Consider the following 26406-nt stretch of genomic DNA (forward strand, 5'->3'; position numbering starts at 1 on the left):
AGGGGCTGGGGGTTGAGGGTGGTGCCGGACAAAGCTCGCGCTCTCCGCGGCACCACCCCCACGCGGGATCTTCGATCCCCATAACCCCTCCCCACAACTTGCAGCGATACCGGGCAAGCCCGGGATCGCCGGGGGGAGGGGAAAGCGCACACCTTTTCAGAGAGTTAGTACTCGAAGGAGATGCGTGACTCCGCCAAGCGGGCGGGGAGAAGGGGAAGCCGGCATCTCTTTCTTTCCCCGGACGCCCCTTCACGCTGTGGGGTCTGTCACAGCAGCTCGGCCCCGAAGTTTCGGCGGGGGTCCATGTCGGCGACGAGCCGGCCGGTCGGCTCGGCCGCCCAGCCGCCCCGGCGGCCGAGCCACCGGCCGGATCCGGGGGCGGCCTTGCAGGCGCCGTCGGCGACGATCTCCTCGCCGCGCCGCAGGACCCGCTCCGGCCAGCCGCGGACGACCGTGCCGGAAAAGGGGGTGAATCCCGTGCGGTCGTGCATCAGGTCGTCGCTGATCGTGACGGTCCGCTCCGGATCCCAGATGGCGATGTCCGCATCGTAGCCCGGGAGCAGGGCGCCCTTTCCCGGCAGGTTGTAGATGGAGGCCGGCGCGGTGGCGGTCAGCTGGACGAAGCTCTCGAGCCCCCTCCCCTCGAATTCGGGCCGGCCGCGGGACACGAGCGCGTCGAAGAGCAGCGGCAGCCGCGTCTCGAGCCCGGGCATGCCGTTCGCGATCTGCTTGAAGGTCGGGTTCGGCCCGGCCGCGAGCTTTCCGGTCTCGTCGAGGCGGTAGGGGGCATGATCGGAGGTGACGGTCTGGAGGTCGCCGAGCGCCAGCGCCTGCCAGAGCGCGTCCTGGTCGGCCGCCTCGCGCGTCGGCGGCGAGCACATCCACTTCGCTCCCTCGATGCCGGGCCGGTCGAGATCGTCCTTCGTCATGAACAGGTATTGCGGGCAGGTCTCGGCGAAGACCTTCAGCCCGCGCCCGCGGGCCTGGCGGATGACGGCGGCGCCTTCCGCCGTCGAGACGTGGAAGACCATGATCGGCTGATCGAGCAGCTCGGCCGCGGCGATGAGCCGGTTGATAGCCTCGGCCTCCGATCCGCGGGGATGGCTGATCGCATGGTATTTCGGCGCCGTGTACCCCTTCTCGACCAGCCTTTTCCCCATCCAGGCGATCATCCCGTGGTTCTCGGCATGGACGCAGACCAGGGCGCGGTTCTGCCGCGCGGTGAGGAGCAGGTCGAGCAACGGCTCGTCGTCGACCTTGATGAGGTCGTAGGTCATGAAGACCTTGATCGAGGCGTGCCCCTCGCGGATCAGCGCCGGCAGGTCGGTCTCGATGGTCTTGCGGTCGGGATTGGCGACGATCAGGTGGAAGGCGTAGTCGATCAGGGCGCCGCGCCGGCCGAGCGCCGCGTAGTCGTCGACGACCTTGCGCAGGTCGAGGCCCCGGTGCTGCGCGGCGAAGGCGATCAGCGTCGTGTTGCCGCCGAAGGCGGCCGAGGTCGTGGCGCTCTCGAAGGTGTCGGCGTTCAAGAGGCCGTTGGCGGAGACCTGCTCGACATGGGCATGGGTGTCGATGCCGCCGGGCAGGACGAACTTGCCGGTGGCGTCGATCTCGCGGGCACCGGCCGGCAACCCGAGGCCGACCGCCGCGATCCGGCCGTCCTTGACGGCGACGTCGGCCGGGAAGGAGGCGGTCGCGGTCCCCACGGTGCCGCCGCGAATGACAAGGTCGTAATCGGACATCGTTGTTCCCCCTTCCTCAGGACACCGACACGGTCCCGACGGCCATGGCGACGGCCGCCTGGGTCGGGTCGATCACCGGCACGCCGAGCGCGTCTTCCAGCGGGCGGCGGTGGCGGGCCATGCCGGCGCACCCCATGACGATGACGCCGGCGCCATCGCGGTCCTTCAACTCGGTGCCGACCTCGATCATCCGGGCCAGCGTTCCTTCGCCGGACGCGCTCTCGGCGACCGACATCTCGAGCGGACGTTCTCCGGCCAGGCGATCGACCAGACCCATCTGGCGCAGGTAGCGGATATGGCGCGGGATCGAGCCCGACTTGATCGCGATCACGCCGAACCGGTCGGCGCGGGTCAGGGCGGTCAGCACGCCGCATTCCGCGATGCCGAAGACGGGCTTCGCCGTTCCCTCGCGCGCCACATGCAATCCGGGATCGGAGTAGCACGCGATCACGAAGGCATCGACGTCGGTGGCGGCCTCGATCCGGCGGCGCAGCGGCAGGGCGACGCCGTCGACATGCGCCTGCGTCTCGATTCCGGGGGGGCCGTCCGGCAGGCTCTCGCACACGATCTCCGGTCCTTGCGCGAAGGACAGCGGCATCAGGGCCTGGCGCAACCCCTCGGTCACGACCTCGTTGGAATTCGGGTTGATCACCAGGATCCGGCGACGGCTCGACATCGTCACGTCCTTCATTGGAATGCGTTCACGGATGGAGGCGTCGCACGATCAGCCGATCTCGCGCGACACCCAATCCGCGAGGATCGTGCAGCCCGCGAGAAAATCGTCGGTCTCCATGGCCTCGTCCGGATTGTGGCTGCCGTGCTCGTTGCGCACGAACAGCATCGCGATCGGGATGCCGGCCGCCGCGAAGGCCGCGGCATCGTGCGAGGCCGGGCTGCCGAGCGGCATCGTGCGGATTTCCAGGCGCTCGGCACCGGCCGCGAGGGCGGAGGAGATCGCGGGATCGACCGGTCCGACCGCCGCGCTCGCCCGCGTCCCCAGTTCAAAGCGCACGTTCCGACGCGCCTCGATCTCGCCGATCCGCGCCAGCATGGCCGCCTCGAGCCGCGCGAGCACGTCGGGATCGTAGGCGCGCATGTCGAGGCTGAAGTGGAAGCTGCCGGGCACGGTGGTGAGCCCGTGCATCGCCGGGTCGGTGTGAAAGCGGCCGAAGGTGATCGCCATCGGGATCCCGGCTTCCTCCTCGCGGGCCCACAGGTCGTCGAGCGACGCGGCGAGGTCGATGGCGGCCATGGCGGCGTCGCGTCGGAAGCGGCGCGGCGTGCCGACGTGATCGTGGCGGCCGACCACGCGCGCCTCGGGGTAGCGGACATTGCCCGGCACGCCGGTGCAGATCGCGACGGGAATACCGGATTCGACCAGGGTGGCGGCCTGCTCGATATGGACTTCGACGAAGGCCCGGATGGTGGCGGGATCGAGATGGCGTGCGCCGGCCCGGATCGCCTCCGGATCGCCGCCCGCCGCCGCGATGTGATCGGCCAGGGTCCGGTCGCCGTCGATGCGCCGCGCCGCGAGCGCCGCCGCCGGCAGCGTGCCGAGGGCCGAGCGGCTTCCGATGTAGGAGACCTGGAACCAGACGCTCTCCTCCGCCCGGATGCCCATCACGGTGAGGTCGCAGCGCGGCGTGATGCCGAGCCAGCTCAACACCTCGATGGCGACGAGACCCGCCACGACCCCGGCGGCCCCGTCGTAGTTCCCGCCATGCGGGACGCTGTCGAGATGCGAGCCGATCACCAGGCGCGGCGCCGTCCGGTCGCAGCCCGGCAGCGTGACGTAGGTGTTCGCCGCGAGGTCCCTCTCCACCAGGAGGCCGCGGGCCCGGCCATGCTCGGCGAGCAGGCGATGGGCGAAGTCCTCGCCCGGACCGTAGGTGTCGCGGGTGATCCCGGGATCGCCGCCGGTGGCGAGGGCGAGGGCGTTGAAGAACGCCTCGACGAGCCCTCGCTGCGCCTGGACCGCCGCGACGAGGTCCGAATCGGCAGGGGCAGCCCGGGGGATCGATGATCGTGTGGATGGCATCGTGAAATCCAGGTTGCGGCCGGAGCCCTCCGACCCGTTTTGGCTCGTACGGTTGGCGACGGTCATTTCGCCGACGTGTTCTCCAGCCGGCTCACCAGTCGCACGACGGGCCACAGCAGGACGATGTAGAGGAGGGCGGCGAGGACCAGGGGAGAATTGTTGAAGGTCAGGGATCGCGCCATGTCGGCCGAGTAGAGCATCTCCTGCAAGGACACGACGCTCGCGAGCGAGGTCAGCTTCACGACCTCGACCGTGTTGGAGATCAGATCCGGCAGGACGTTTCTCAAGGCCTGGGGAAGGACGACCCAGGTGAAGGTCTGATCGGCCCGCAGCCCGGTCGATCGCGCCGCCTCCCACTGCCCGTTGGGGACGCTCTCGATCCCGGCCCGGATGACCTCGCCGTAATACGCCGCATTGTTGAGGAAGAACGCGATCGAGACGGCGACCAGGGGCGACAGCTTGAGCCCGAGGAACGGCAGGCCGGAATAGATCAGGATCAGCAGGACGAGGGGCGGCAGCGCGCGCATCAGATCGACCATGAGCCCCAGCCCCCGGCGCAGGATGACGCTGCGGGCCATGCTGCCGATCGCCACCAGGATTCCGCCCAGGATCCCGAGCGGGATCACCAGCACGCAGATCAGCAGCGTGGTCTTCAGGCCCTGCAGGATCAGCGGCAGGGCCTTCGCCATGATGTCGAGGTTGAAGAATTGCTGCGCGAGGATGTCCATCAGTGACGCCTCCAGGCGAACCGCCCCTCGACCCAGCGGCCGAAGCCGATGATCGGGATGAAGAGGACGAGATAGGCGACGGCGCCCATCATGAGTGGCGTCGCGTTGCCGGAGAACGAGACGGCGGTGGTGGCCTGGTTGATGATCTCGGGCACGCCGATGACGGTTCCGAGCGCCGTGTTCTTGGTGATCGAGATGGTTCTGTTGGTCAGCGGCGGAATGGCGAGCCGCAGGGCCTGGGGCAGGACGACGTGGAGCAGGGCCTGGATTTCGGTCAGCCCGGTCGATCGCGCGGCCTCGCGCTGCCCCTTTTTGACGGAGATGAGGCCCGCCCAGACGATCTCCTCGACGAAGGCCGTCAGCACCGCGGATAGCACGAGCCAGATGACGGCGAAGCCCGGGATGTCGATGCCGACGCTCGGCAGGCCGAAATACACCAGGAGGACGAGGACGAGGGGCGGGACGGCCCGGGCGATATCGACGAAGACCAGCAGCGGCCACTTGATCCAGCGGCCGCCGATCCAGCGAAGGACCGCGAGACCGATCCCCGCGGTGATCCCCGTGACGACGACGAGCGCCGCGATCTCCAGCGTGACCACCGCGCCGGAGAGAATCGCGGGCCAGGTCGCCAGGATCTGCTGGGGATTGAAGAAGGTATCGATGAAGCGATCCATCGGCGATCCTTCAGCGGTCTTCGTTCGAGACGAAGGCGCGCGTGCGGGCTTGAGCGTCCGGCCCGAAGATCCGGCTCGGCGGACCCTGCTCGACGACGACCCCGCCCTCCATGAAGACCACCCGGTCGGCCGCCTCGCGGGCGAACCGCATCTCGTGGCTCACGACCAGCATGGTCATGCCCGCCTCCCGCATGCTGCGCATCGTCGCCAGCACGCTGCCCACCAGTTCCGGGTCGAGCGCGGAGGTCGGCTCGTCGAAGAGCATCATCTTCGGCTCCAGCGCCAAGCCCCGGGCGATTGCGACGCGCTGCTGCTGCCCGCCGGAGAGCTCGGCGGGATAGGCGCCGGCCTTGTGCGCCAGGCCCACCCGTTCGAGTGCCGCCATGGCGATCGCCTTCGAGTCCGACCGCGACTTCCCCAGCACCTTGCGCAGCGCGAGCGTCACGTTCGACAGCGCGGTCATGTGGGGATAGAGATTGAAGGACTGGAACACCATCCCGATGCGCCGCCGCAGGGCGTTCACGTCGAGCGCGGGGTCCAGCACCTCCGACCCGTCGAACCGGATCGAGCCGCTCGTCGCCTCCTCGAGGCGGTTGCAGCAGCGCAGCAGCGTGCTCTTGCCGGAGCCGGACGGCCCGATCAGGAAGACGAGCTCGCCCGGAGCGACGTCGACGTTGATGCGCTTGAGAACCTCGAGGCTCCCGAACTTCTTCGACACGTCGCGGATCCGCAGGAGCGGCTCGCCGCGCGAAGACTCGGCTGCCGCATCCGGAGCGCGGATCGGGCTGAACGGCTCGACGCTCTGCATGTCAGCCTCGGCACGCCGCGGCGTGGGGCGTGGAATCGTAGTTCGGCATGCCCGGAACGCCGTAGCCCGGGTCGACCGTGACGGCCACCGAGCCGGCCGCGGGCTTGATGCCGAACCACTTCTCGTGGAGCGCCGCAATGGTGCCGTCGGCCTTCAGGCATTCGAGGGCCTGGTCGAGATCCTTGCGCAAAGCGACCTCGTCCTTGCGCAGGGCGATCGACCAGACGAAACCGGTCGAGTGAAGCAGCGAGAGCTGGATCTGCGGGTTGTTCTTCGCGGCCCATTGCAGGACGGTGCTGCCGGCGACGTTGGCGAAGGCCCGGTTCGCCAGCACGGCCTGGACGGCATCGGTCTGGGTCCCGTACGACTCGACCTTCCAGCCGATCTTGTCGGCCATCTCGCGGGCCCAGCTGTCGTACGACGACCCCTTGTTCACCGCGACGACCTTGCCGCGAAGGTCCTCAAGCTTCGTGATCGGGGGCGCGCCCTTCTTGATCACGAACTGGAAATCGCTGTTCAGGTAGCCTTCGGTAAACAGGAGGTTCTCGGCACGCTCCTTGTTCACCGTCACGGGGGCGACGAGAAAGTCGTAGGTGCCGGCCTGGAGCGCCGGGATCAGGCCGGAGAACTGGGCGGTGTCGACCGTGACCGGCCGTCCCAGCGTCTTGCCCAGGGCCTCCGCCAGATCGACGTTGAAACCCTCGATCCCGCCCGACAGCTTCGGCATCGCATGCGGCGCGAAGGTGCCGTCGACGGCGGTTCTCAGAGGGGTCTGGGCCACCGCAGCCTGTGCGGCCAGCATCGCGAAACCAGCGGCCGCCAGCATGCTTCTCATCGCAACTCTCCGTGCTGTCTCTCGCGAGGATTGAGCCGCGATCCGAGTTCGTGCAACCGCCTCACTATAAAGAAACTTGCGTTTCTATAGCCCCTAGCTATAGTCGGCTAAATTCAAGGCATGTGCTGATAAAATGCTCAACCTGCGACAGCTCCAAATTTTTCGCGAGCTGATACAATGTCAGACGACTGTATCGGTTGCGCAAAGCCTCGGATTATCCCAGCCGACGGTCAGCAATGCGATCAAGCACATGGAGAGCCAGCTCGGATTCGCGCTTTTCGAGCGGAGCGGCAACCGGCTGGTTCCGACGCAGGAGGCGATGGATATCTATCGGGACAGCGAACCGATATTCAAGATGATGCTGTCTTTCTCCAGAAGACTTGCCGATGTCCGCGATACTCGCGTCGGCTCCTTGCGCCTGCTGGCGACACCTCCGATCGCGAACGCCGTCGTTCCGTCAGCGCTGAGAAGCTTCAAGAGCACGCGCCCGGATGTCAGCGTGACATTCGACGTCCATCGCACCGATGGGGTGATCGACGGTGTCGAGAGCGGTCGTGCCGATCTCGGGGTTTCACTCGAGCCCTACATGCGGCCCGGCCTGGAATTCGAGCTGATCGGGACCGGGCAGATGGTGTGTGCCTTCCAGCCCGGGCACCCCATCGGAGCCAATCACGAAATATCCGAGGACGTGATCAGGTCGTATCCGCTCATCTGCTACGCGTCGGATACCCGTTTCGGCTCCCTTCTGCGGAGAGAATTCTTCAACGAGCCGCCTTCGGAGGGCTCAATCGAGGTCCAGTACTCGTATACGGCCTGCCTGCTCGCGGAAGCCGGGCTCGGCGTCGCGCTGGTCGACTCGTTCACCAGCATCCATGGCAGCCGATACAAGATCGACGTCCGGCCGCTGCGACCCGGTGTCAGTGTCGATGCCTACGTGATCTATCAGAAGTCGCGTGCTCCGAAGCGGCTGGTCCGCGCCTTCATCGATCAGCTCAAACTGGCGATCGCGGAACTGGCATGACGCCGTGAGCGAGAGGCGCGGCGCGCTCGCATCGGGGCAGGTCGCGAAGACGACCATGCGTCGCCTGATCCGTCACTGGAAGCAGATCCCAGCGGCGGCGGAGGATTGCGTCCGCATTGTCTACTATCGCAGGCTTATGCAGGCCTATGATCGACATAAATACAGGCATTTATCGTCGAATGAATTCTCTATGCGGGCAAAAAGACTAGATGTAAGGTCAATAAATTCCAATTTTTGCAGAGAAATATCCATCTTCTTCCATGCCATGCTATGGCCGTCTGACATCCCGAAAATTGAAATGTAATTCATTCGAAGAGTTCCCTGTTCTTCGAATACTCCGAGCGATGCTGCGGCGCCATAGCGTCCTGCGTGATCGCCGGTTTCGGGGTGATCGTCTTCGGGGATTCGTACGGATCAAGGCTGCATGCACGAAACAAGCGTATCAGCAACGCCTCGAACCGGTCGTCCGGGAATTGACGATGATAGATCTCGACGATGCCGGCGGCCTCACCGAAGCTCAGCGGCGTCTCGACCGAGGAGAGGAAGCATTCGCATCCCCGCGTCGGCGTGAACCGGCAGTTGCCCTCGAGCCCAGGAGCGTCATCGCTCGCAGGAAACACGAGAAGCCGGGCCACGAGCATGGCGGACCAGAGGTTCATTGCCGGCATTCCTCAAGCACAGGAGAATTCCGTCCAACCGAGCTGCCGTGGTGAGCTTCACGCTGCGACGATTTTCGCGATCGGGCTCATGCCGATGACCGCCGGAAGGGCAGAAAGATGAGAGGATGGAGCCGTCAGCAGGGATCCGACCGTCTTCCGCGGTCGTCCGGCGCAGCGACGCCCGTCGGTGTCGTGCACCTACGATCGAACGGCATGACCTTCGTCGGGCCCGGAGCTGCGAGCCGGATCGCGCCTCCGCCATGAGGACGGGGGAGAGGATCGTCGGCGGGAGCCCGGTCCAAGTGGCGGATCAGGTGGCGGATGCGGCCGGTCGGGACGCTTCGGTCGATCGCGAGGGCGCGAGCAGGACGGCCCCGATCCCGAGCGTCGAAATGCCGAGACCCAGCGCCGAAACGGGGGACGGCACTTCACCGAGCAAGAGAAGCCCCCCGACCATGGCCATGGCGGGCACCAAGGCCGCGAAGCATGCCCCGATCGACGCCCCCAGCAGCAGGACGGCCTTGCTGTAGCAGAACAAGGCCACCACCGAGACGAGAGCCCCCTGGTACAGCGCCTGGACGATGAGGCCCTGCCAGGGATGATCCAGGAACGCAAATCCTCGGATCGTCAGGTAGGGCAGCCCGTAGGCGACCATCGACGTGGCGGAGACGGCCGCCGTCGCAACCCAGGCGTTGAGGCCCGCCCCCTTCGCCACGACCGTGTAGAGCGCCCAGAGAGCCCCTCCCGCGACGAACAATCCCAGTGCGGACGAACTGCCGCGAAACCCGGTCAGGGCCGTTGCGGCGATCGTGCTGCCGATGCAGATCGCCGCGATACCGCCGAGTTGCCAGCGACCCAGGCGATCGCCGAGGGCCCACGACCCCAGGCAGGCGGAGAACAGCACCATGCTCGTGGGGGTCAGAACCGCGAACAGGGCCACCGGTGCCCGGGCCAGGCCATCCGACACCACGAGGATGTAGGGAGCACCGATGCCGAGGGTGAGCAGGCCCGTCACCCTCCAGTCGGGCCATCGTCCCTTGACCAGAACCGGGAAGGTCAGGAGCGAGGCGACGGCGAACCGGATGAAGGTCACGTCGTACATGTCGAGGCCGGAATTGGTCACCCCGAACCGGGTGACGACCGGGAAGCCTCCCCAGATCACCGCCGCGCCGAGGCCGTAGAGCAAGCCGGCCAAGCGTTCCGACTTCATGCAGCCTCCCCTTCCTGGTTGACGAAAGATCGACGAGGGCCATCCGAGCCCCGGCCGATGCCCGCACGGCATCGGCCGGGGCTCGGCATCAGAGATGGCCGATCGAGATCGTGTCGGTCCGCCCGCGGCGACGCAGATAGGCGTACTCGATGTCGTTGAGGATCATCTGCGCCCGCGGAGCGCTCCGCGACGCGTAGCTGATGCTGGTCAGGAAGTGAGCCAGTTCCTCGTTGCCCTCGCCTTCGACCTTCGAGAGATCGAGGTTGGAGCGGTCGCGCAGCGAGTCGAGGTAGCTCGTATCGATGACCCGGAACGCCGCCCCGAGCGTGAAGCCGCGCGCGTTGAGCACCTTGTGCCACTCGAAGGGTGGGTTGATGAGGACGTCGCCGGGCGTGATGTACATGATGTCGCTGTCGAACTGCCCGGCCGGCGCTTCGCGGCCGCTGCTCGTATCGAACATCTTGTCGAAGTCGCGATACTGGTCGCCGGGGTGGGGAGGCCGTGTGTACCAGCGCTTCACCCCGGCGATCATCACGAAGATGTTCAGCGTCGGGAACATGTGCCAGTCGCTTCCGACGGCCCCGTGGCTCGGCTCACCGAATTCCTGGGTGCTGTTGCCGAGGAACATGTGGCCTGTCACGGACCAGTTCGGGATCGCGAGCCAGCCGCTGTCGAACACGTCGGCCCTGATCTTGCGGAAGGCCGACTTCCCCCACTCGTAAGGGTCGTTGTAGCCCGACGAGATCGTCCCGAGATGCGAATAGACGTCGAGCTTGTGTTCGAAGATATCGTCCAAGAACTCCTTGCCCGTCCCGGTGCGACCGGTCACGTAGTTATAGTCGGACTTGCCGTCCTTGGAGCGCATCGAGACCGCATGGTCGGTCGTCTTGACCCGCCACTGCAGGGACTGCGACGGATCGATCGCATCGAAATAGGCGCGCGAGGCGAAGCGATCGTCGATCGGAGCCAGCGACTTGAACAATGCAGGCTTCGAGAAGTCGTCGGTCTCGCGGACGACCGTGTCGAAGGTCAGCTTTCCGCCATGCCGGCCGGGCGGTACGATGTTGACGTAGCGGTTTGGCAGGATGTCGCTCGGAACGATCTGTGCCCGCTGGAGAACACTCGACATGATAACCTCCCACTGCTGATGAGGATGGGTTCGATCCGGCCGATCCTTGGACTTGCAGGTCAGGTTGGTGTCCGCGAGGAAATAGCCTGGATGCCGGTTGGGCGCGCGGATCCGGCCAGGGCCGGACCCCGACATGTCGTCTTTGCGCCAAGTTTTCGAGCTGACTGTCCCGTGCCTCGCGAGGGGCCGAGGATCGTGTTATGTTCGACATGGTTGTCAAACTTGACGCAGATGTCAATCATGAATTTTGCAGGTCATAGAAAATGGTCGGCGTTCGGCAGTTCGATGAGCAGGCGGTCCTCGAAAAGGCGCTCGATTTGTTCTGGCAGCAAGGGCCTGCGGCGACGTCCATGCCGGCTCTCGCCCAGGCAACGGCCGTGCAGCGCGGATCGCTCTACAATGCCTACGGCGCCAAGGAGACCCTGTTCCTCAAGGCGTTCGAGCTCTATACGTCCCGGTTCCTCGGCGCGGTCCGGATCAGTCTCGCCGGCACGGGTGCAGGCGAAATCCTCACCCGCTTTTTTGACACGGCGATCGCCAACATGACCTCGGGCTCACCCTCGCGAGGGTGCCTGACGACCAAGACCGCCAGCGACGGCAGCCTGGCCGAGCCGGCCATCCGCGCGCAGGTGCAGCGGCTGATCCTGGACCTCGAAACCCTGATCGCCGACGCGCTCGCACCGTTCGAGAGCGAGCTGAGCCTGTCGAGGGCCGAAACGGCGAACCTCGTCGTTGCCGTGACGCGCGGCCTGGCGGTCATGGAGCGCATCCACGGTGATCCGCAGCAGTTGCGGGCGACGGCCTCGTCACTCGTTCGCTCGGTCACACGTCCGCGGCCGGACCCGGCCCGAAAGCGGAAAGCCGGGTGACCGCCGCGGTCGATAACGGCCGCGAGCGGCGCGTCGCTTCATCCATCAGCACGATCACGGTCCGGGCGAGCGCCGCGCACCGATCGTTCTGGAACAGCGCCTGCCGCAGTTCGATCGAGCTGCGCCCGATCGATTCGACCCGGGTTCCGATCGCGATCTCCCCAGGCCACGTGATCTCGCTGCGGAAGTCCAGTTCGAGGCGGGCGATCACGAAGGCCGAGCCGGGCTCGGCCAGCGGCAGGCCGGGATCGTAGAGCACGGCGACGCGGCCGGTCTCGAGAAAAGTTGCAAAGAGTGCATTGTTGACGTGCCCCTGCCGGTCCGTATCGGCATACCGAACCTTGTCGGTGGTCCGCAGCGGAAAATCTGTCAGGATTACGGGCTGGTCCATCGGCGCTCATCTTTCCCCTGGTGAGCCGTCGGCGGGTTTCGGGCGAGACCGTCGAAGGCGTCGAGAAGGCGTTCGCGCCGGCCGAACACGGGGTCGTCCTCCTCCACGAGTTCGACGCTGCCGACCCGGCGCGCCCGCATGAACAGGCCGAAACACGCAGTCATCGGCGTTGGCCGGCTCTGCGCCGGACAAGAACGGGCGATCATCGCGGGCGAGGCGCAGAGGTGCGGTTGCGTGGCGCCAGTCGGCGACGTGTCCGGATCGTCCGACCACGAACTCCTCGAGACGGACGCCGGACCGCGCCTCGCGCGAAGTCCGGACGTACGGCTGATCGTCCGGTGCCAGACGACGGTAGACGGTCAGGGCGGTCACGATGTCCTCCCGCCGGCATGAGCGACCAGTCAGTTGAACCAATACAGTCGTGCGAGGCGTCGCATCCAGGCTGGGGAGCAGCACTGTCTGACGTAAGAGGAGTATCCTGGCTTTGACAGAGATGTCAATGATCCGGATGCGCCCGACAGGACCATTCGATGACGGCCGCGCCGTGCCGTTTGGATGGCGCGGAGCGGTCGGCCGCCGACGATGCAGGCGAGGTGACGGTTGATCCGCCCGTGCGGCTGCGCCGCGGAGGTGCGGACGTCGCTCGACCCTGGCCGAGGCCGCTTCTTTACTCAATAATATTATTTTTGTGATTGAAATAGACCGGCGTGAGATCGAAACCGTCCCATCTGAGCCGGAGGCGGAATCGCCCCCTCCCCCGTCACGCGGGAGGTCGCGATGGGAGGGGCCCGACGGCATGCGTGATACGGCGTCCGGAAGATTCCTTCCGGACGCCGTATCACCAGCCCGCGCGGTGAAGCCGTAGGCTTCACACGCCTGAGCGAAGCCGGTTTCCGCATCGCGAGGCGATCAATCGGAAGCCGTATGAGACGTACCGGGTCGGCCGGTACCGGCAGATCCTCGCTGCAAGGCGCTGCCGGTCAGGCCCCGGAATCCCTGCGAGCGTCTCCCGGTCGAGGATCGGCGGGCCGTCGCGGATCGTCGGCGTGAGCGAGTCGGAACCGGCGGCCCTCGTCAGCGCGCCGGCCGGGCAAGGCCGAGGCGGTCGCGAAGGGTCCTGCCATGGTAGTCGCGGCGAAAAAGCCCGCGCTCCTGCAGCAGCGGCACGACGAGGTCGACGAAGTCGATGAAGCCGTCGTGGAAATAGGGCGGCATCACGTTGAAGCCGTCGGCGGCACCGGTCTCGAACCAGTGCTGGAGCGTGTCTGCGATCGTCTCGGCCGACCCGCACAAAACCCAGTGGCCGCGGGCCGCGGCGGTGAGGTTGTAGAGGTCGCGCAAGGTCATGCCGTCGCGGCGGGCTTTCGACAGCATCACCCGGGCGAAACTGTGATAGCTGTCCGGCAGGGCGATGTCGGGCACCGGCCCGTCGAGGTCGTAAGCCGACATGTCCTGCCCGAGCCGGTCGGAGAGCAGCGCCAGGGCGTTCTCGTTGCCGACGAAGCCCTGGAGCGTCGCCAGCTTGTCGAACGCCTCGCGGTCCGTGCGCCCGACCACCGGCATCACGCCCGGCAGCACGCTGACATCGTCGGGGCGCCGGCCATGGGCAGCGAGCCGGCCCTTCAGGCTCGCATAGGCGGCACGGGCCTCGTCGATGTCCTGCACCACCGAGAAGACCACGTCGGCGGTGCGCGCGGCGAGATCCTGGCCGGCCTCCGAGCCGCCGGCCTGGAGCACCACCGGCCGCCCTTGCGGGCTGCGGCCGATATTGAGCGGGCCCTTCACCGTGAAGAAGGGGCCGTCATGGTCGAGGGCGCGCAAGCGAGTGGGATCGATGTAGAGGCCGCTCGCCCGGTCGGCCACCACCGCGTCGTCGGCCCAGCCGTCCCACAGGCCGGCGACCACGTCGAGGAACTCGCCCGCCCGCTCGTAGCGCCTTGCGTGGTCCGGATGGATCGTGCCGAAATTCGCGGCGGTCGCCGGGCTCGCCGTCGTCACGGCGTTCCAGGCGGCGCGGCCGCCGCTGATATGATCGAGGGAGGCGAAGGCGCGGGCGACCGTGAACGGATCGCTGTAGGTGGTCGAGACCGTGGCGCCGAGGCCGATATGGCGGGTGAGCGGGGCGAGCGCCGCGAGCAGCGTCAGGGGTTCGAGGCGCAGGGTATAGGAGGGGTGCGCGGCCGGATCGGCATAGAGGTTGTCGCCGATGAAGATCAGGTCGAAGCAGCCGCGCTCCGCGGTGCGGGCGATCTCCTGAATCGCCGAAAAGTCCTGGAAGCTGTCGACCGCGCCGGGCATGCGCCAGCCGGCGACGTGGCTGCCGGTGCCGAGGAGGAACAGGCCGAGATGCATCTGCCGGATCATGACGCCTTCCAGAACAGGAGCCGGCGCTCGGCGAGGCCGACGAGACCGAAGAACAGGAGGCTCGCCGCCGAGGCGACGACGATCGCCGACCAGACCTGGACGAAATCGATCTGGAGCACCGCCTGGTAGATCACCCAGCCGAGCCCGCCATAGGCGCCCAGCATCTCGGTGACGATCGCCACGATGATGCTGCGCACCGTCGAGACGCGAAGCCCGGCGAGGATCAGCGGCAGGGCGGTCGGCAGGCGCAGGCGCCACAGGAGGGCGAGGCGCCCGGCGCCGAAGCTGCGCATCAGGTCGATGCTGCGGCGGTCGACCCGGTCGAGGCCGCTGAGCGTCGAGAGGAACAGGGTGAAGCTGACGGCGAGCGCCACCATCACCACCTTCGAGGCGATGCCGATGCCGAACCACAGCAGGATCAGGGGCGAGTAGGCTACCACCGGGACCGAGTTCACCGCCGTCACCGCGGTCACGACGACGCCGCGGGCCCGCGGCAGCAGGGTCAGCGCGACGGCGAGCCCGATGCCGAGGAGCGCCCCGAGAGCGTAGCCGAGGAGCGCCTCGGAGAGGGTGTAGGCGGCCGCCTCGGCGAGCATCGCGCGCTGACCCCACACGCCGAGGAGCACGTCGCTCATCGCCGGCAGAACGTAGGCCGGCAGGGAGAAGCCGCGGGCGACGCCCTCCCAGAGCCCGATCAGCACCAGCGCGCCGAGGATGCCGCGCTGCACGGCGAGGGATTTTTGCCCCGTCACTGCTCGGCCCCCCAGAAGACGAGGCGGCGTTCGAGGAAGGCGACGGCCGCGTAGAAGCCGGTGCCGAGAAGCGCGCAGACCAGGAGCGCGGCCCAGATCGCCACGACGTTCTCGTTGTACATCGCCTGCAGCAGCAGCACGCCGAGCCCGGTCGTGTCGCCGAACCACTCGCCGACGATGGCACCCACGAGGCTGAGCGAGGCGGCGAGCCGCAACGCCACGAAGGTCTGCGGCAGGGCGCTCGGCAACTGGAGACGCAGCAGGATCTGGCGCGGCGAGGCGCCGAAGCTGCGCATCAGGGCGATCTGGCGCGGGTCGACCGATTCGAGGCCGATGAGCGCGTTCACGGTGACGGGGAAGAAGGTGAGGTAGAAGGCGATGACGGCCTTGGCGATCAGCGTGTTGCCGAACCACAGCACGACCAGCGCCCCGAAGGCGATGACGGGAATGGTCTGCGACACCACGAAGAGCGGGAAGACCATCTCGCGCAACGCCCGCAGCCGCAGGAACGCCACGGCGACCGCGATCCCGAAGGCGCCCCCGGCGACGAAGCCGATCAGGGTCTCGGTCAGCGTGCGCAGGAACCCGGCGGCATAGGCACCCGGCGTCGCCAGGATGGCCGCCAGGACCGCCGAGAGCCGCGGCAGGTAGAACGGCCGGATCCCCAGCAGGAGCACCAGCCCCTCCCAGGCGAGCGCCACGGCCAGCAGCGCGAGGATCCGCAGGCCGATCCGGCGGGCGAGGCCGGCGGCGCGGGGCGCGGCCGGCGTGGACTCGGCGAGCGCCGCGCTCACAGCTGGCGGTCCGCGCTCGACAGGGCATCGAGCGGCCGGGAATCGAAGGCGCTGTCGAGGTCGACGGGCTTTGCAATCACCTTGGCCTGGAGCAGCAGGTCGTGCGCCTTGGCGATGGCCGCCGGGTCGATCGCGAACAGGCCCCGCTCCTTGGCGGCGCCGGCCGTCATCAGGCGCTTGACCTCCGCCAGCATGAACTCCTGGTGTGCCCGGTCGAGGGTCGGGGCGATCGCCATCACGGTATCGATTGCGGCCTTCGGATCGGCGAAGGCGTCGCGCCAGCCGCGGATCGAGGCGCGCAGGAAGCCCTTCACCAGCTCGGGCTTGTCCTTCAGCACCGGCTCGGACACGATCAAGGTGTCGCGCGGGAAGGTGACGCCGTAATCCTCGGCGACGAAGGTGCGTAAGTTGTCTTTCCCCATCCGGCTCTGGATGGCGTAAAGTTCGTTGTAGTAAGTGGCCGTGGCGACATCGACGGCGCCGTCGACGAACGGCGTGACGCTGACCTGCTGCGGCTGGATCTTCACCTCGCCGGGCTGGATGCCCTCCTTGGCCAGGACGGCGTTGAGGACGTGGTTGGCGCCGGTGAACCAGGTCGTGACGGTGCGGCCCTTGAAGTCCTGGAGCGTCTTGACCGGTCCGTCCTTGCGGGTGACGAAGACGAACGGGGTGACCTGGTGCGAGACGCCGATGCAGACCACCGGCAGGCCCTTGTCGCGGGCGGCGAGCACGCTGTCGCTGCCGCCCGAGAGGCCGAACGTGTCGGCGCCGGTGGCGACGAGGTTCTCGGCGAGCAGGTTCGGCCCGCCCGGGTTGATCGTCAGGTCGATCCCTTCCGCCTTGTAGTAGCTCTTCTGCACGGCGACGTAGAACCCGGCGAACTGCGCCTGCGGCAGCCATTTCAGGCGCAACGAGGCTTTCACCGGCTCGGCGGCGGCGGCACCGGCGAGGGCAGGACCGGCGAGGGTGAGGGCGGCGAGGGCGGCGAGGAGGTGGCGGCGCTTGAGCATCGGGGACCTTCGCGTTCAGTGGCGGTAGGACGGGTCGGTGCGGTCGAGCCGGCGCATTAGCGCCGGCCATTCGCGCTCGCCGGGGATCAGGATGTCGCCCTGCAGCTCCCAGAACTGCCGCGCGGCGCGCTCGCAGACCTCGTGGGGCGGGATCACCAGGGCGGCGCCGGCGGCGGCCGCCGCCTGCATGTCGAGCTGGATGCGTGCGGCGCGCTCGAAGTAGTAGAGCAGCATGAACGCCTCGCCGGGCGTGCGGCCGACGGTCAGGATGCCGTGGTTGCGCATCAGCATGACCTTGTGGGGCCCGAGATCGCGCACGAGGCGCCCCTGCTCGTCGAGGTCGATCGCCACGCCCTCGTAATCGTGGAAGGCCTGCCGGTCGTAGAACCGCATCGCGAACTGGCTCAGCGGCAACAGTCCCTTCTCCTGGCCGGAGACGGCGACGCTGGCATCCGAATGGGTGTGCAGCACGCAGGCCGCGTCGTGGCTCGTCTTGTGGATCGCCGCGTGGATCACGAAGGCGGCGAGGTTCACCGTGTGGGGCGTGTCGTCGAGGACGGTGCCGTCGAGGTCGATCTTGACGAGGCTCGACGCGGTGATCTCGTCGAAGAGCAGGCCGTAGGGGTTGATCAGGAATTCGTTGTCGCGCCCGGGAATGCGGGCCGAGATGTGGTTGTAGATCAGGTCGTCCATGCCGAGCTGCGCCACCATGCGGTAGCAGGCGGCGAGCGCGACGCGGGCCTCCCACTCGGCGGGATCGACGCGGCCTGCGGGGGTCTCGGCGCTCATGCGGGCGTTCATGGAGCCTTCTCCTCGGCGATCTGGAACGACTTCAGGCTCTCCTCCTCGATCGCCTCGAGGAGCGTGCGCTTGAGCCGGATGAATTCGGGGGCGGTGACGAGGTCGGGCCGGCGCGGCCGCGGCAGGTCGATGCGCTGCTCGAGCTTCACCGCGCCCGGCCGGGCGGTCATCACCAGCACCCGGTCGCCGAGGAAGATCGCCTCGTCGACGTCGTGGGTGATGAACAGGATCGTGCGCCGGTGGCGCTGCCAGACGTCGAGGAGCCACCGCTGCATCAGCGTGCGGGTCAGCGCGTCCAGCGCCCCGAACGGCTCGTCGAGCAGCATCAGGTCGCGCTCGAACAGGAAGGTGCGCATCAAGGCCACCCGCTGGCGCATGCCGCCGGAGAGCTGGTGCGGGTACTGTGCCTCGAAACCGGACAGCCCGAATTCGGGCAGCATCCGGAGCGCTTCCGAACGGGCTTCCTTGCGCGGCCTTCCCTCGATCTCCAGCGCCAGGATCGCGTTGTCGATCACGGTGCGCCAGGGCAGCAGCAGGTCGCGCTGGGGCATGAACGAGACCCGGCCGAGCAGGTCGGCGGCGTGGCAGCTCCGCCCCTCGAAGCGCAGGGCCCCGCCGGGATCGGGCTCCTCCAGCCCGGCCACGATGTTGAAGAGCGTGCTCTTGCCGCAGCCGCTCGGGCCGACGACGGTGACGAACTCGCCCCGCCCGATCCGGGCCGAGAACCCCGACAGGGCCTTGACCGGCCCGAACGTCTTGCCGACGCCCTTGAACTCGATCAGCGGCGCGGGATCCGCCGTCGTCGCGGGAGCGTCGTCCTGGTGTCGCAGCATCGCCCGCAAGAGACGTCCTTTCGGGTTCTTGTATAACGAGGGCCGCCTCTGGCATGCCTGAGCGCCGGCCGCGATGGGCGGATCTCTGCAACGGATGTGCCAGACGGCTCCGGAGCGGCGTGAACGCAACGGCATCGCGTTTGCCTCGGCCCTGGCGAGTGCGGCGCGAAGGTGCCGGCCGGGTCGAACTGGGCGAGGCGGCAGGGGTGATGTACACAAATATGGAATTTATGAATGCATAAGATGGCGGCAGGCGCACAAAACGGCGTCATCGGGATCGATGCGGGGCGTGCCCCGGTCTCCCCTGCCCCCGGCCTAACCCTGGCGGAGGGGTTGCGCCAACAGCTCGAAGCGGCGATCGCCGCCGGCCATCTCGAACCCGGCAGCCGCCTGGACGAACAGGAGATCGCACTGCGCTACGGCGTGTCGCGAACCCCCGTCCGCGAGGCGTTCCGGCTGCTCGCCGCCAGCCACCTCGTCGAGCTGCGCGGGCGCCAGGGCGCGGTGGTGCGCAGCATCGGCCCGCACGCCCTGATCGAGATGTTCCAGGTGATGGCGGAACTCGAAGGCCTGTGTGCGCGGCTCGCCGCGCGGCGCGTCCCGCCGACCTGGCGGGCGACGATCGAGCCGATCCACCAGCGCCTCGTCGACCTCGTCGACGGCGGCGACGCCGACGCCTTCTACGACGTGAACCAGGATTTCCACGAGGCGATCTACGAGGCCGCCCGCAACGGCTTCCTGGCCGACCAGACCCGGCGCCTGCGCAACCAGGTCGCCGCCTATCGCCGCCGCGTCACCCGGATGCCGAACCGGATGAGCGACACGATCCGCGAGCACGAGGCGATCCTGAGGGCGATCCTCGCCCACGACCCGGAGGGCGCGCACCGGGCGATGCGCGACCACGTCGCGCTGCTCGGCGACAACCTGCTCGACTTCCTGGCCGCGTTCGAGTGAGACCGCGTCTGGTATGCAACTTGCTGCACGATGCATACCTGTTGCCCGTCAGGAGTGCCCCGTGCAGCTCGACCTCACCGACAAGACCGCCCTGATCACCGGTGCCTCGAAGGGCATCGGCCTCGCCGTGGCCCGCACCTTCGCGGCGGAAGGCTGCCACCTGCATCTCGCCGCCCGCAACGGCGCGGCGATGGAGGAGGCCAGGCGCGAACTGGAGGCCGAGTACGGCGTCCGCGTCACCGTCCATGCCCTCGACCTGTCGAGCACCGCCGCGATGGAGCGGCTCGCCGCGGCGGCCGGCGACATCGACATCCTGGTCAACAATGCCGGCGACATCCCGGCCGGCTCGATCGAGGTGCTGGAGGAGGAGGACTGGCGCCGGGGCTTCGACCTCAAGGTGTTCGGCTACATCACCCTGTCGCGCCTCTACTATCCGCGCCTGAAGGGCCGCGGCGGCGTGATCGTCAACGTCATCGGCAATTCGGGCGAGAACTGGGACGCGAGCTACATCGCGGGCTCGACCGGCAACGCCGCGCTGATGTCCTTCACCAAGGCGCTCGGCGGCCGCAGCCTCGACCACGGCGTGCGCGTGGTCGCGATCAATCCCGGCCCGGTCGCCACCGACCGCATGCTCAAGATCATGAAGCGCAAGGCGATCGACATGCTCGGCGACGAGGCGCGCTGGCAGGAACTGTTCGACAAGTATCCGGGCAAGCGCCCCGCCACCTCGGAGGAAGTCGCCGACCTCTGCGCCTTCCTGGCCTCGCCGCGGGCCGGCTACATCACCGGCACGGTCGTCACCATCGACGGCGGCATCGCCTCGCGCGGCTCGGTGATCTGATGGCCTCCCCTGCGCTGACCCGCAACCGCTACTTCGACGACCTCTCGGCGACGCCGGACCTGATCTGGCTCGGCCAGAACACCAACCACATCGAGGCGCATCCGGCGGTGCGCGCGGCGATGATCCGGGCGGTCGAGGACAACGCCTTCAACGCCTACGCGCCGCCGCTCGGCTTCGAACGTTTACGCGCCGCGATCACCGCCGATCTCGGCACGCCGGGCGCCGAGGCGCTCGTGACCGAGGGCGGCGTCAATGCGCTGGCGATGGTCTGCCGCGCCCGCTGCCGGCCCGGCACCACCTTCGTCACCACCGACCCGACCTGGAAATGGCCGTGCCTGTTCGCCGAACAAGCCGGCGCGACGGTGATCGAGATCCCGATCTACGATCCCGCCTGCGGGTATCGGCTGACCCCGGAGGCCCTGCGCGCCAACGTCGACGCGCGCACGGCGATCATCTACCTCGTCGATCCCAACAACCCGCTCGGCATCCGCTACACGCGGGCCGAGATCGAGGCGTTCGCTGCCATCGCCCGGGATTGCGGCGCGCTCCTCGTCCATGATTGCACCTACCGCGACTTCGCCGAGGGCCATTACCCGGCGCTCCTCGCCGACCCTGAGAACACGATCGTCTCGCTGAGCTTCTCGAAGTGGCTCGGGCTTGCGGGCCTGCGCATCGGCGCGCTCGTCGCCTCGCCCGCCCTGTTCGAGGAGATGGCCGCGCGCACCACCAGCGTGCTGGGCGCCAGCGTGATCGCGCAGCGGGCCGCCGAGGCCGGGCTGTCGGTCAAGCCCGCCTGGATGGCGGAGGTCCGCCGGATCGACCGGGCCAACAAGGCGATGATCGCCGAGGCCGCGGGCCGGGTCGAGGGGCTGGCGCTGCCGATCTTCCCCTCGCACGGCAACTTCCTGGTGCTGGAGACGATCGGCGCCGGCATCCGGCCGGAGGCCCTGGTCGAGTGCTACCGCCGGCGGGGAATCATGATCCGCCAGGGCACCTACCACACCGCCCGCTTCGGCGACCGCTTCGTCAAGGTCTCGACCTCGGTGCCGACGCCGTGGGTGCAGCGGTTCTGCGATCTGCTGCCGGCCCTGGCGGAGGAAGCGCGCACGCTGAACGACCTGCCGCCGCAATTCTGAGCCCCTGCCCAGGACGATCCATCGGGACAGCCCATCATGACGATCACGACCCGTGACGGCGTAAACCTCCACGTCGAGGAGGCAGGAATCGGCACCCCGATCCTGTTCATCCACGAATTCGGCGGCAACCACGCTTCCTGGGAGCCGCAGATGCAGTTCTTCAGCCGCCGCCACCGCTGCATCACCTACGCGGCGCGGGGCTATCCGCCGTCCGACGTGCCCGACAGCCTCGATTCCTATTCCCAAAGTCTTGCCGCCGACGATGCGGTGGCCGTGCTGGACGGGCTCGGGATCGAGAAGGCCCACATCGTCGGACTGTCGATGGGCGGGTTCTGCACCGTGCATGTCGGCCTGCGATACCCCGAGCGCGCGCTGTCGCTGACGGTGGCGGGCGCCGGCTATGGCTGCGAGAAGGAGTTCGAGGAGTATTTTCGCAGCGTCTCCCTCGAAGTGGCCGACAACTTCGAGACCAAGGGCGCGCGGGAATTCTCCAAGATCTATGCTCTCGGCGCCAGCCGGGTGCAGTTCCAGAACAAGGACCCGCGCGGCTGGCAGGTCTTCGCCGACCGGCTCGCCACCCATTCGGACAAGGGCGCCGCGATGACGATGCGGGGCGTGCAGGCCCGCCGGCCGTCCTTCTACGATCTCGAGGAGGAGCTGAGGCGGATGGCGGTGCCGACCCTGGTGGTGGTCGGCGACGAGGACGACCATTGCCTCCAGCCCGGCCTCTTCCTCAAGAAGACGATTCCCGCCTGCGGGCTCTCGGTCTTCCCGAAGACCGGCCACACCCTGAACCTGGAGGAGCCCGCCGCCTTCAACGCGCTGCTGGCCGAGTTCATCGCCCAGGTCGAGGCCGGGCGCTGGCTGCCCCGCGATCCGCGGGCGCTGCCGGGCCAGATCATGCGGACGACGTGACGATGGCCGGCCCCGCTTCCGGCCGGCTCTGGCGCCGGCTGATGGCGCTCGCCGAGATCGGCGCCATCCCGGGCGGAGGCGTCGACCGGCAGGCCCTGACCGCGGGCGAGGCCGCGGCCTGGCACCTCGTCATCGGCTGGGGCCGCGAGGCCGGGCTCGCGCCCCAGACCGACGAGGCCGGCAACCTGTTCCTGGTCCTGGCCGGCCGCGACCGGGCGGCTCCGCCGGTCCTGCTCGGCAGCCATCTCGACACCCAGCCGACCGGCGGGCGCTTCGACGGGGCGGCAGGCGTGCTCGCCGCCCTCGACGCCGTGACGGATCTCGCCGCGGGCGGGCGGGTGCCGGAGCGCGACTGCATCGTCGTCGCCTGGATGAACGAGGAGGGCAGCCGCTTCGCCCCCGGCATGATGGGCTCGGAGGCGTTCTGCGGGTTGCGCGGCCTCGCGGCGATCCGGGCCGTCCGGGATGCGGACGGGATCGGCGCGGGCGACGCCCTCGACCGCTTCCACGCCTGGTTTCCCGACCTGCCGCGCCGGCCCCTCGGCGGTCCGGTCGCCGCCTATCTGGAACTGCATATCGAGCAGGGCCCGGTGCTGGAGGCGGCGGGGTGCCCGGTCGGGATCGTCACCGGCATCCAGGGCAAGAAGACCTTTTCCGTGTGCGTCTCCGGCGTGGAGGGCCATGCCGGCACCCTCGCCATGTCCGAGCGCCGCGACGCGGTGGCGGCCTTCGCGCGCTGCGCCGCCGCGCTCCACGGGGCGATCGGCGGCCTCGATCCGGCGATCAAGTTCACCATCGGGCGGGTCACGGTCGCGCCGAACGCCCCCTCGGTGATCGCCCGGGAGGTCCGTTTCAGCATCGATTTGCGCCACCCCGACAACACGGTGCTGAATGCGGCCGGCGCGTGGATCGAGCCCTTATGCCGGGCCGAGGCGGGCCCTTGCGCGGTCGCGGTGACGCCCCTCGTCGCCGCACCCTCGAACGCCTTCGATCCCGTGCTCCGGGACCGGATCGCGCGGGCGGCGGCGGAACTCGGGATCCGGGCGATGCCGCTCCTCTCGGCCGCCGGCCACGACGCCCGCCACCTCGCCTCCTCGTGCCCGAGCGCGATGATCTTCGTCCCCTGCCGGGCCGGGATCAGCCACGCCCCGGCCGAATGGGCCGAGCCCGCCGACCTCGCCGCCGGCGCAGGCGTCCTCGCCCGGGTGCTCCACGACCTCGCCTTCGCCGACGCCCTGCCCCTCGCACGAGGAGACGCCCGATGACCGACATGACCCCGATCGACATGACCTCGATCGACATGACCCCGATCGACATGGCGAACCTGCCGGTCCAGCACCCGCGGGACCCGGGCAGCCCGGCCGGGGCGCGGGCGCGCTTCTTCAATTCCGGCAACGCCTTCAACATCAAGCTGCCGGCGGTGCCCGCCCGTGTCTTCACGGACGAGGCCGCCCGGGCGCTCGCCCCGGACGCACCGACGGGCTTCGTTCCGTGCGACCAGGCCGGGGCGATGGCCTGCCCGTTCCCGGCCACCACCCCGTTGATGCTGGCGCGCTACGCCGCCATCGCGGCGGGCGAACGCCTTGCCTGCGACCTCGCGGCGACCGGCTCGATCTGGTTCGTCATCGCCGGCACCGGTGAGACGCAGGCCGGGGGCGAGACCCTGCGCTGGGGCCCCGGCGACGTGATGCTGCTGCCCGGCGGCGCGGTCGCGCATGCGGCGGAGAGCCGGGCGGTCCTGTGGAGCGTCAGCAACGAGCCGCAGCTCGCCCACGACGCCTCGCGCCCGCCCTCGATCCCGGTCGCCGCCGTGCATTATCCGGCGGCCGAGATCGAGCGCCAGCTCGCGGTGATCGCGGCGGCCGGCACCAACGCGGCGACCTCGGGCCTCGCCCTGATCTTCTCCTCGGACGGGCTCGAGGCGAGCCGCAACATCCTGCCGACCCTGACCCTTTCGCTCAACACCCTGCCGCCCGGCACCGATCAGCGCGCCCACCGCCACAACTCGGCGGCGGTGACCCTCGTGGTTGCCGGGGAAAGCTGCTTCTCCACCGTCGACGGCGCCCGCTGCGACTGGACCCTTTGGGCGACCCTGGTGACCCCGCCCGGCGCGCCGCACTCCCACCACAACGACGGTGGCGATCGAGCCCGCTTCCTGATCGTGCAGGATGGCGGCCCGCACTACCACGCCCGCACCATGGGTTTCGCGTTCCTGACGTGAGGCCACGGATACGTGGCCCCCTCGCGCTCGGTGAGGGCACGATGCCGATCGATGCCGCTTTCGAAGCGTCGGTCGGATCGAAGGGACGCCCGGACAGGCGACCCGATCGGCTTGTCCGTGCCTACGCCGCCGTGCCGGGCCTGTCCGACCTCTTGCGGGCATCCACCCGTCACCGGGAAGGTCCGTCATCGAGCGCAATCCGGACGCAACCTTCGCCGCCCTGCCGAAAAGGGCGGTCGCAGGGGTCGTCGTCCGTCAGGCTCCGAGCCAGGCCTCGTGAACGGAACCGCTTGCCGTGTCCGGCTTCGCATCGCCGATGAAGATCACGACCGGGCCATGCCTGTCGCGTCGGGGGTCGTAGAAGTCGAGCAAGGCGGGATACCGATGCTGGAAGAAGAGCGGCTTGCGACCCTCACGAGCGAGCAGGTGGTCGATGACGACCTGGTCGCCATGGACGGCGTTCGGCACCGGGCCGCAGGATCCCGGCCTCATCCAGCGCCCGGGCTCGGCCGCGAAGGCGGCATACAGGGGAGCGAGGTCGTCGCCGTGCCAGCGCAGCAGCGCGCTGGAGACGCGGCCCTTGTGAAAATAGTCCTCCATCGCCGCGAGGCCGGGTTCGGCGAGGGTGCCGGCCGGTCCGGTCAGGACGGTGTCGAGGTCGCACAGCAAAGCCGTCCCCTCGACGAGGCCGGGGCGGAACGCCTCCATCTTCGCCCACCAGGCCGGCCAGTCGTGCCGGAGCGCCACCCGCTCGACCCCGTCGATCGCGAGCGGAAGGTCGGTGAGGCAGAGGATCCGCTCGAAGGCCGGGGCGTGGCGGCGGATGCCGGCGGCCAGGCGCGCGACCCAAGGTCCGTCGTAGCGGCCGCCGCTCTTCAGGACGGTGATCAGGGTTGCCATCGTGCAGAAATCATCCGTCGGTCGGGGGAGGATGCAGCCGCAGCCGCCCGGCCGCGTTAGCCGCGGCGAACCAGGCGCGCTCGGCCGCCCAGGGGTGGCCGGACCAACCGGCAAAGCCGAATCCATAGGCCTCGATCGCCGGAGACCCGGCCGGGCGCCCCAGGAGGAGGGCGAGCGCGACCAGGAAGCCGGTGCTCGGGTTCGGCCGGCCCTCGGTGCGGGCGCCGAGCACGCGCCGGGCTTCGCCGTGCAGCGCCTCGGGCAGGACGTGGACCGGCTTGCCGAGCGGGCGCAGCAGCGCCAGCACCTCGCGGGTGAAGCAGATCGGCTCAGGGACGTTCTGTGCTTCGGGCAGCATCGGGAACGGCAGCACGAAGGCCTGCGCCTGGCGGACGACCGGGCGGTCGAGGAAATCCGGATCGGCCAGCCACTCGCGCATCTGCCCGCCGCGGTTGACGAGAGCGAGATGCGTGACCCGCGACCCGGCCCGGCCGCCGAAATTCGGGGCGTTGTTGAAGCGCACGACGTTTTCCGCCGCATCCGCCGCTGCGGCCTCGGTTCCGGGCGCGTTGCCGACGAGGGCGATCGAGGCGAGATCGAAACAGGCTGCGCGGAGGGGGTCGACGGCGTCGGGCAAGCGAGGCACAGGTCTCGTCGGGGGCGTCATGGAAGCCCCGGGGAAGTATGGCGCTCGTGCCCCGCGACCAGCCCTGGAGCATCGTCCGACGAAGCGGATTCCGGTTCGTCGAAGAAATTTCTGCAAAATCAGAAGCTTATAGCA

The 26406-nt window shown here is 68.6% G+C and carries 28 protein-coding genes; 8 read left to right on the forward strand and 20 right to left on the reverse strand.

Annotated elements, in window-relative coordinates; translation table 11 throughout:
- Positions 1 to 266: 266 nt before the first annotated feature.
- From hydA to AC3AOF_RS32920, 7 genes are all read right to left on the reverse strand, one after another.
- The gene (hydA, locus tag AC3AOF_RS32890) at positions 267 to 1742 is read right to left on the reverse strand and encodes a dihydropyrimidinase (protein WP_488349219.1); all 1476 of its coding nucleotides are present in this window, start codon (positions 1740 to 1742) and stop codon (positions 267 to 269) included.
- Between the two features lie 16 nt (positions 1743 to 1758).
- Positions 1759 to 2418 (reverse strand): aspartate/glutamate racemase family protein, encoded by a 660-nt coding sequence (locus AC3AOF_RS32895; protein WP_488349220.1) that lies wholly within the window; start codon positions 2416 to 2418, stop codon positions 1759 to 1761.
- Between the two features lie 48 nt (positions 2419 to 2466).
- On the reverse strand, positions 2467 to 3780 hold the full coding sequence (locus AC3AOF_RS32900) for a hydantoinase/carbamoylase family amidase (protein WP_488349221.1): 1314 nt from the start codon (positions 3778 to 3780) through the stop codon (positions 2467 to 2469).
- Positions 3781 to 3842: 62 nt separating this feature from the next.
- Positions 3843 to 4508: an amino acid ABC transporter permease gene (locus AC3AOF_RS32905; protein WP_488349222.1), complete on the reverse strand. Its 666-nt coding sequence runs from the start codon at positions 4506 to 4508 to the stop codon at positions 3843 to 3845.
- Positions 4508 to 5182, reverse strand: a complete 675-nt coding sequence (locus AC3AOF_RS32910; protein WP_488349223.1) for an amino acid ABC transporter permease — start codon at positions 5180 to 5182, stop codon at positions 4508 to 4510. Before AC3AOF_RS32910 ends, AC3AOF_RS32905 begins: the two co-directional genes overlap by 1 nt.
- Positions 5183 to 5192: 10 nt before the next feature.
- Positions 5193 to 5990 (reverse strand): amino acid ABC transporter ATP-binding protein, encoded by a 798-nt coding sequence (locus AC3AOF_RS32915; protein WP_488349224.1) that lies wholly within the window; start codon positions 5988 to 5990, stop codon positions 5193 to 5195.
- 1 nt (position 5991) lies between these two features.
- Positions 5992 to 6825 (reverse strand): transporter substrate-binding domain-containing protein, encoded by an 834-nt coding sequence (locus tag AC3AOF_RS32920; protein ID WP_236993195.1) that lies wholly within the window; start codon positions 6823 to 6825, stop codon positions 5992 to 5994.
- A gap of 133 nt (positions 6826 to 6958) precedes the next feature.
- On the opposite strand from AC3AOF_RS32920, the gene AC3AOF_RS32925 reads away from it, so the two are divergent.
- Positions 6959 to 7846 carry a LysR family transcriptional regulator gene (locus tag AC3AOF_RS32925; RefSeq protein ID WP_236993194.1) on the forward strand — a complete coding sequence of 296 codons (888 nt, stop codon included), beginning with the start codon at positions 6959 to 6961 and terminating at the stop codon, positions 7844 to 7846.
- A 305-nt stretch (positions 7847 to 8151) separates the two neighbouring features.
- Here the strand turns inward: AC3AOF_RS32925 and AC3AOF_RS32930 are convergent, their stop codons facing one another.
- The 3 genes from AC3AOF_RS32930 to AC3AOF_RS32940 form a co-directional block, all read right to left on the reverse strand.
- Positions 8152 to 8505, reverse strand: coding sequence for a hypothetical protein (locus tag AC3AOF_RS32930; RefSeq protein WP_488349225.1), 354 nt, complete (start codon positions 8503 to 8505; stop codon positions 8152 to 8154).
- 310 nt (positions 8506 to 8815) lie between these two features.
- Positions 8816 to 9715 (reverse strand): DMT family transporter, encoded by a 900-nt coding sequence (locus AC3AOF_RS32935; RefSeq protein WP_488349226.1) that lies wholly within the window; start codon positions 9713 to 9715, stop codon positions 8816 to 8818.
- Between the two features lie 88 nt (positions 9716 to 9803).
- Complete coding sequence (locus AC3AOF_RS32940; RefSeq protein WP_236993191.1) at positions 9804 to 10844, reverse strand: hypothetical protein; 1041 nt, start codon at positions 10842 to 10844, stop codon at positions 9804 to 9806.
- 263 nt (positions 10845 to 11107) lie between these two features.
- Here AC3AOF_RS32940 and AC3AOF_RS32945 point away from each other — a divergent pair, with 263 nt between their 5' ends.
- Complete coding sequence (locus tag AC3AOF_RS32945; RefSeq protein WP_236993190.1) at positions 11108 to 11713, forward strand: TetR/AcrR family transcriptional regulator; 606 nt, start codon at positions 11108 to 11110, stop codon at positions 11711 to 11713.
- On the opposite strand, the gene AC3AOF_RS32950 is transcribed toward AC3AOF_RS32945, so the two are convergent.
- The 8 genes from AC3AOF_RS32950 to AC3AOF_RS32985 form a co-directional block, all read right to left on the reverse strand.
- Positions 11667 to 12104 carry an acyl-CoA thioesterase gene (locus tag AC3AOF_RS32950; protein WP_236993189.1) on the reverse strand — a complete coding sequence of 146 codons (438 nt, stop codon included), beginning with the start codon at positions 12102 to 12104 and terminating at the stop codon, positions 11667 to 11669. The two genes, AC3AOF_RS32945 and AC3AOF_RS32950, sit on opposite strands and share 47 nt — an antisense overlap.
- Positions 12089 to 12268, reverse strand: coding sequence for a hypothetical protein (locus tag AC3AOF_RS32955; RefSeq protein WP_488349227.1), 180 nt, complete (start codon positions 12266 to 12268; stop codon positions 12089 to 12091). The genes AC3AOF_RS32950 and AC3AOF_RS32955 overlap by 16 nt, the downstream gene beginning before the upstream one ends.
- A 910-nt stretch (positions 12269 to 13178) precedes the next feature.
- Positions 13179 to 14468, reverse strand: a complete 1290-nt coding sequence (locus tag AC3AOF_RS32960; RefSeq protein WP_236993187.1) for an LLM class flavin-dependent oxidoreductase — start codon at positions 14466 to 14468, stop codon at positions 13179 to 13181.
- Entirely contained in the window at positions 14465 to 15220 is a 756-nt protein-coding gene (locus tag AC3AOF_RS32965) for an ABC transporter permease (RefSeq protein WP_236993186.1), read from the reverse strand. The genes AC3AOF_RS32960 and AC3AOF_RS32965 overlap by 4 nt, the downstream gene beginning before the upstream one ends.
- The gene (locus AC3AOF_RS32970) at positions 15217 to 16014 is read right to left on the reverse strand and encodes an ABC transporter permease (RefSeq protein WP_236993185.1); all 798 of its coding nucleotides are present in this window, start codon (positions 16012 to 16014) and stop codon (positions 15217 to 15219) included. The genes AC3AOF_RS32965 and AC3AOF_RS32970 overlap by 4 nt, the downstream gene beginning before the upstream one ends.
- The gene (locus AC3AOF_RS32975; protein WP_488349228.1) at positions 16011 to 17024 is read right to left on the reverse strand and encodes an ABC transporter substrate-binding protein; all 1014 of its coding nucleotides are present in this window, start codon (positions 17022 to 17024) and stop codon (positions 16011 to 16013) included. Before AC3AOF_RS32975 ends, AC3AOF_RS32970 begins: the two co-directional genes overlap by 4 nt.
- Before the next feature lie 15 nt (positions 17025 to 17039).
- On the reverse strand, positions 17040 to 17825 hold the full coding sequence (locus AC3AOF_RS32980) for a class II aldolase/adducin family protein (RefSeq protein ID WP_236993183.1): 786 nt from the start codon (positions 17823 to 17825) through the stop codon (positions 17040 to 17042).
- Complete coding sequence (locus AC3AOF_RS32985; protein WP_236993182.1) at positions 17822 to 18658, reverse strand: ABC transporter ATP-binding protein; 837 nt, start codon at positions 18656 to 18658, stop codon at positions 17822 to 17824. The genes AC3AOF_RS32980 and AC3AOF_RS32985 overlap by 4 nt, the downstream gene beginning before the upstream one ends.
- A 234-nt stretch (positions 18659 to 18892) precedes the next feature.
- Here AC3AOF_RS32985 and AC3AOF_RS32990 point away from each other — a divergent pair, with 234 nt between their 5' ends.
- From AC3AOF_RS32990 to AC3AOF_RS33015, 6 genes are all read left to right on the forward strand, one after another.
- Entirely contained in the window at positions 18893 to 19612 is a 720-nt protein-coding gene (locus AC3AOF_RS32990; protein ID WP_488349229.1) for a GntR family transcriptional regulator, read from the forward strand.
- A gap of 61 nt (positions 19613 to 19673) precedes the next feature.
- The gene (locus AC3AOF_RS32995; RefSeq protein ID WP_236993180.1) at positions 19674 to 20453 is read left to right on the forward strand and encodes an SDR family oxidoreductase; all 780 of its coding nucleotides are present in this window, start codon (positions 19674 to 19676) and stop codon (positions 20451 to 20453) included.
- Complete coding sequence (locus AC3AOF_RS33000; RefSeq protein WP_488349230.1) at positions 20453 to 21589, forward strand: pyridoxal phosphate-dependent aminotransferase; 1137 nt, start codon at positions 20453 to 20455, stop codon at positions 21587 to 21589. The genes AC3AOF_RS32995 and AC3AOF_RS33000 overlap by 1 nt, the downstream gene beginning before the upstream one ends.
- 36 nt (positions 21590 to 21625) lie before the next feature.
- The gene (locus AC3AOF_RS33005) at positions 21626 to 22504 is read left to right on the forward strand and encodes an alpha/beta fold hydrolase (RefSeq protein WP_488349231.1); all 879 of its coding nucleotides are present in this window, start codon (positions 21626 to 21628) and stop codon (positions 22502 to 22504) included.
- Positions 22505 to 22506: 2 nt separating this feature from the next.
- Positions 22507 to 23769 carry a hydantoinase/carbamoylase family amidase gene (locus AC3AOF_RS33010; RefSeq protein WP_488349232.1) on the forward strand — a complete coding sequence of 421 codons (1263 nt, stop codon included), beginning with the start codon at positions 22507 to 22509 and terminating at the stop codon, positions 23767 to 23769.
- Positions 23766 to 24725: a cupin domain-containing protein gene (locus tag AC3AOF_RS33015; protein WP_488349233.1), complete on the forward strand. Its 960-nt coding sequence runs from the start codon at positions 23766 to 23768 to the stop codon at positions 24723 to 24725. Before AC3AOF_RS33010 ends, AC3AOF_RS33015 begins: the two co-directional genes overlap by 4 nt.
- 255 nt (positions 24726 to 24980) lie before the next feature.
- Here the strand turns inward: AC3AOF_RS33015 and AC3AOF_RS33020 are convergent, their stop codons facing one another.
- Both AC3AOF_RS33020 and AC3AOF_RS33025 read right to left on the reverse strand, forming a co-directional pair.
- Positions 24981 to 25625, reverse strand: coding sequence for a hypothetical protein (locus AC3AOF_RS33020; RefSeq protein WP_488349234.1), 645 nt, complete (start codon positions 25623 to 25625; stop codon positions 24981 to 24983).
- A gap of 10 nt (positions 25626 to 25635) precedes the next feature.
- Positions 25636 to 26262, reverse strand: coding sequence for a glycosyltransferase family 29 protein (locus AC3AOF_RS33025; protein WP_488349235.1), 627 nt, complete (start codon positions 26260 to 26262; stop codon positions 25636 to 25638).
- Positions 26263 to 26406: the final 144 nt, after the last annotated feature.

Source organism: Methylobacterium sp. 142-1Y (assembly GCF_057747795.1).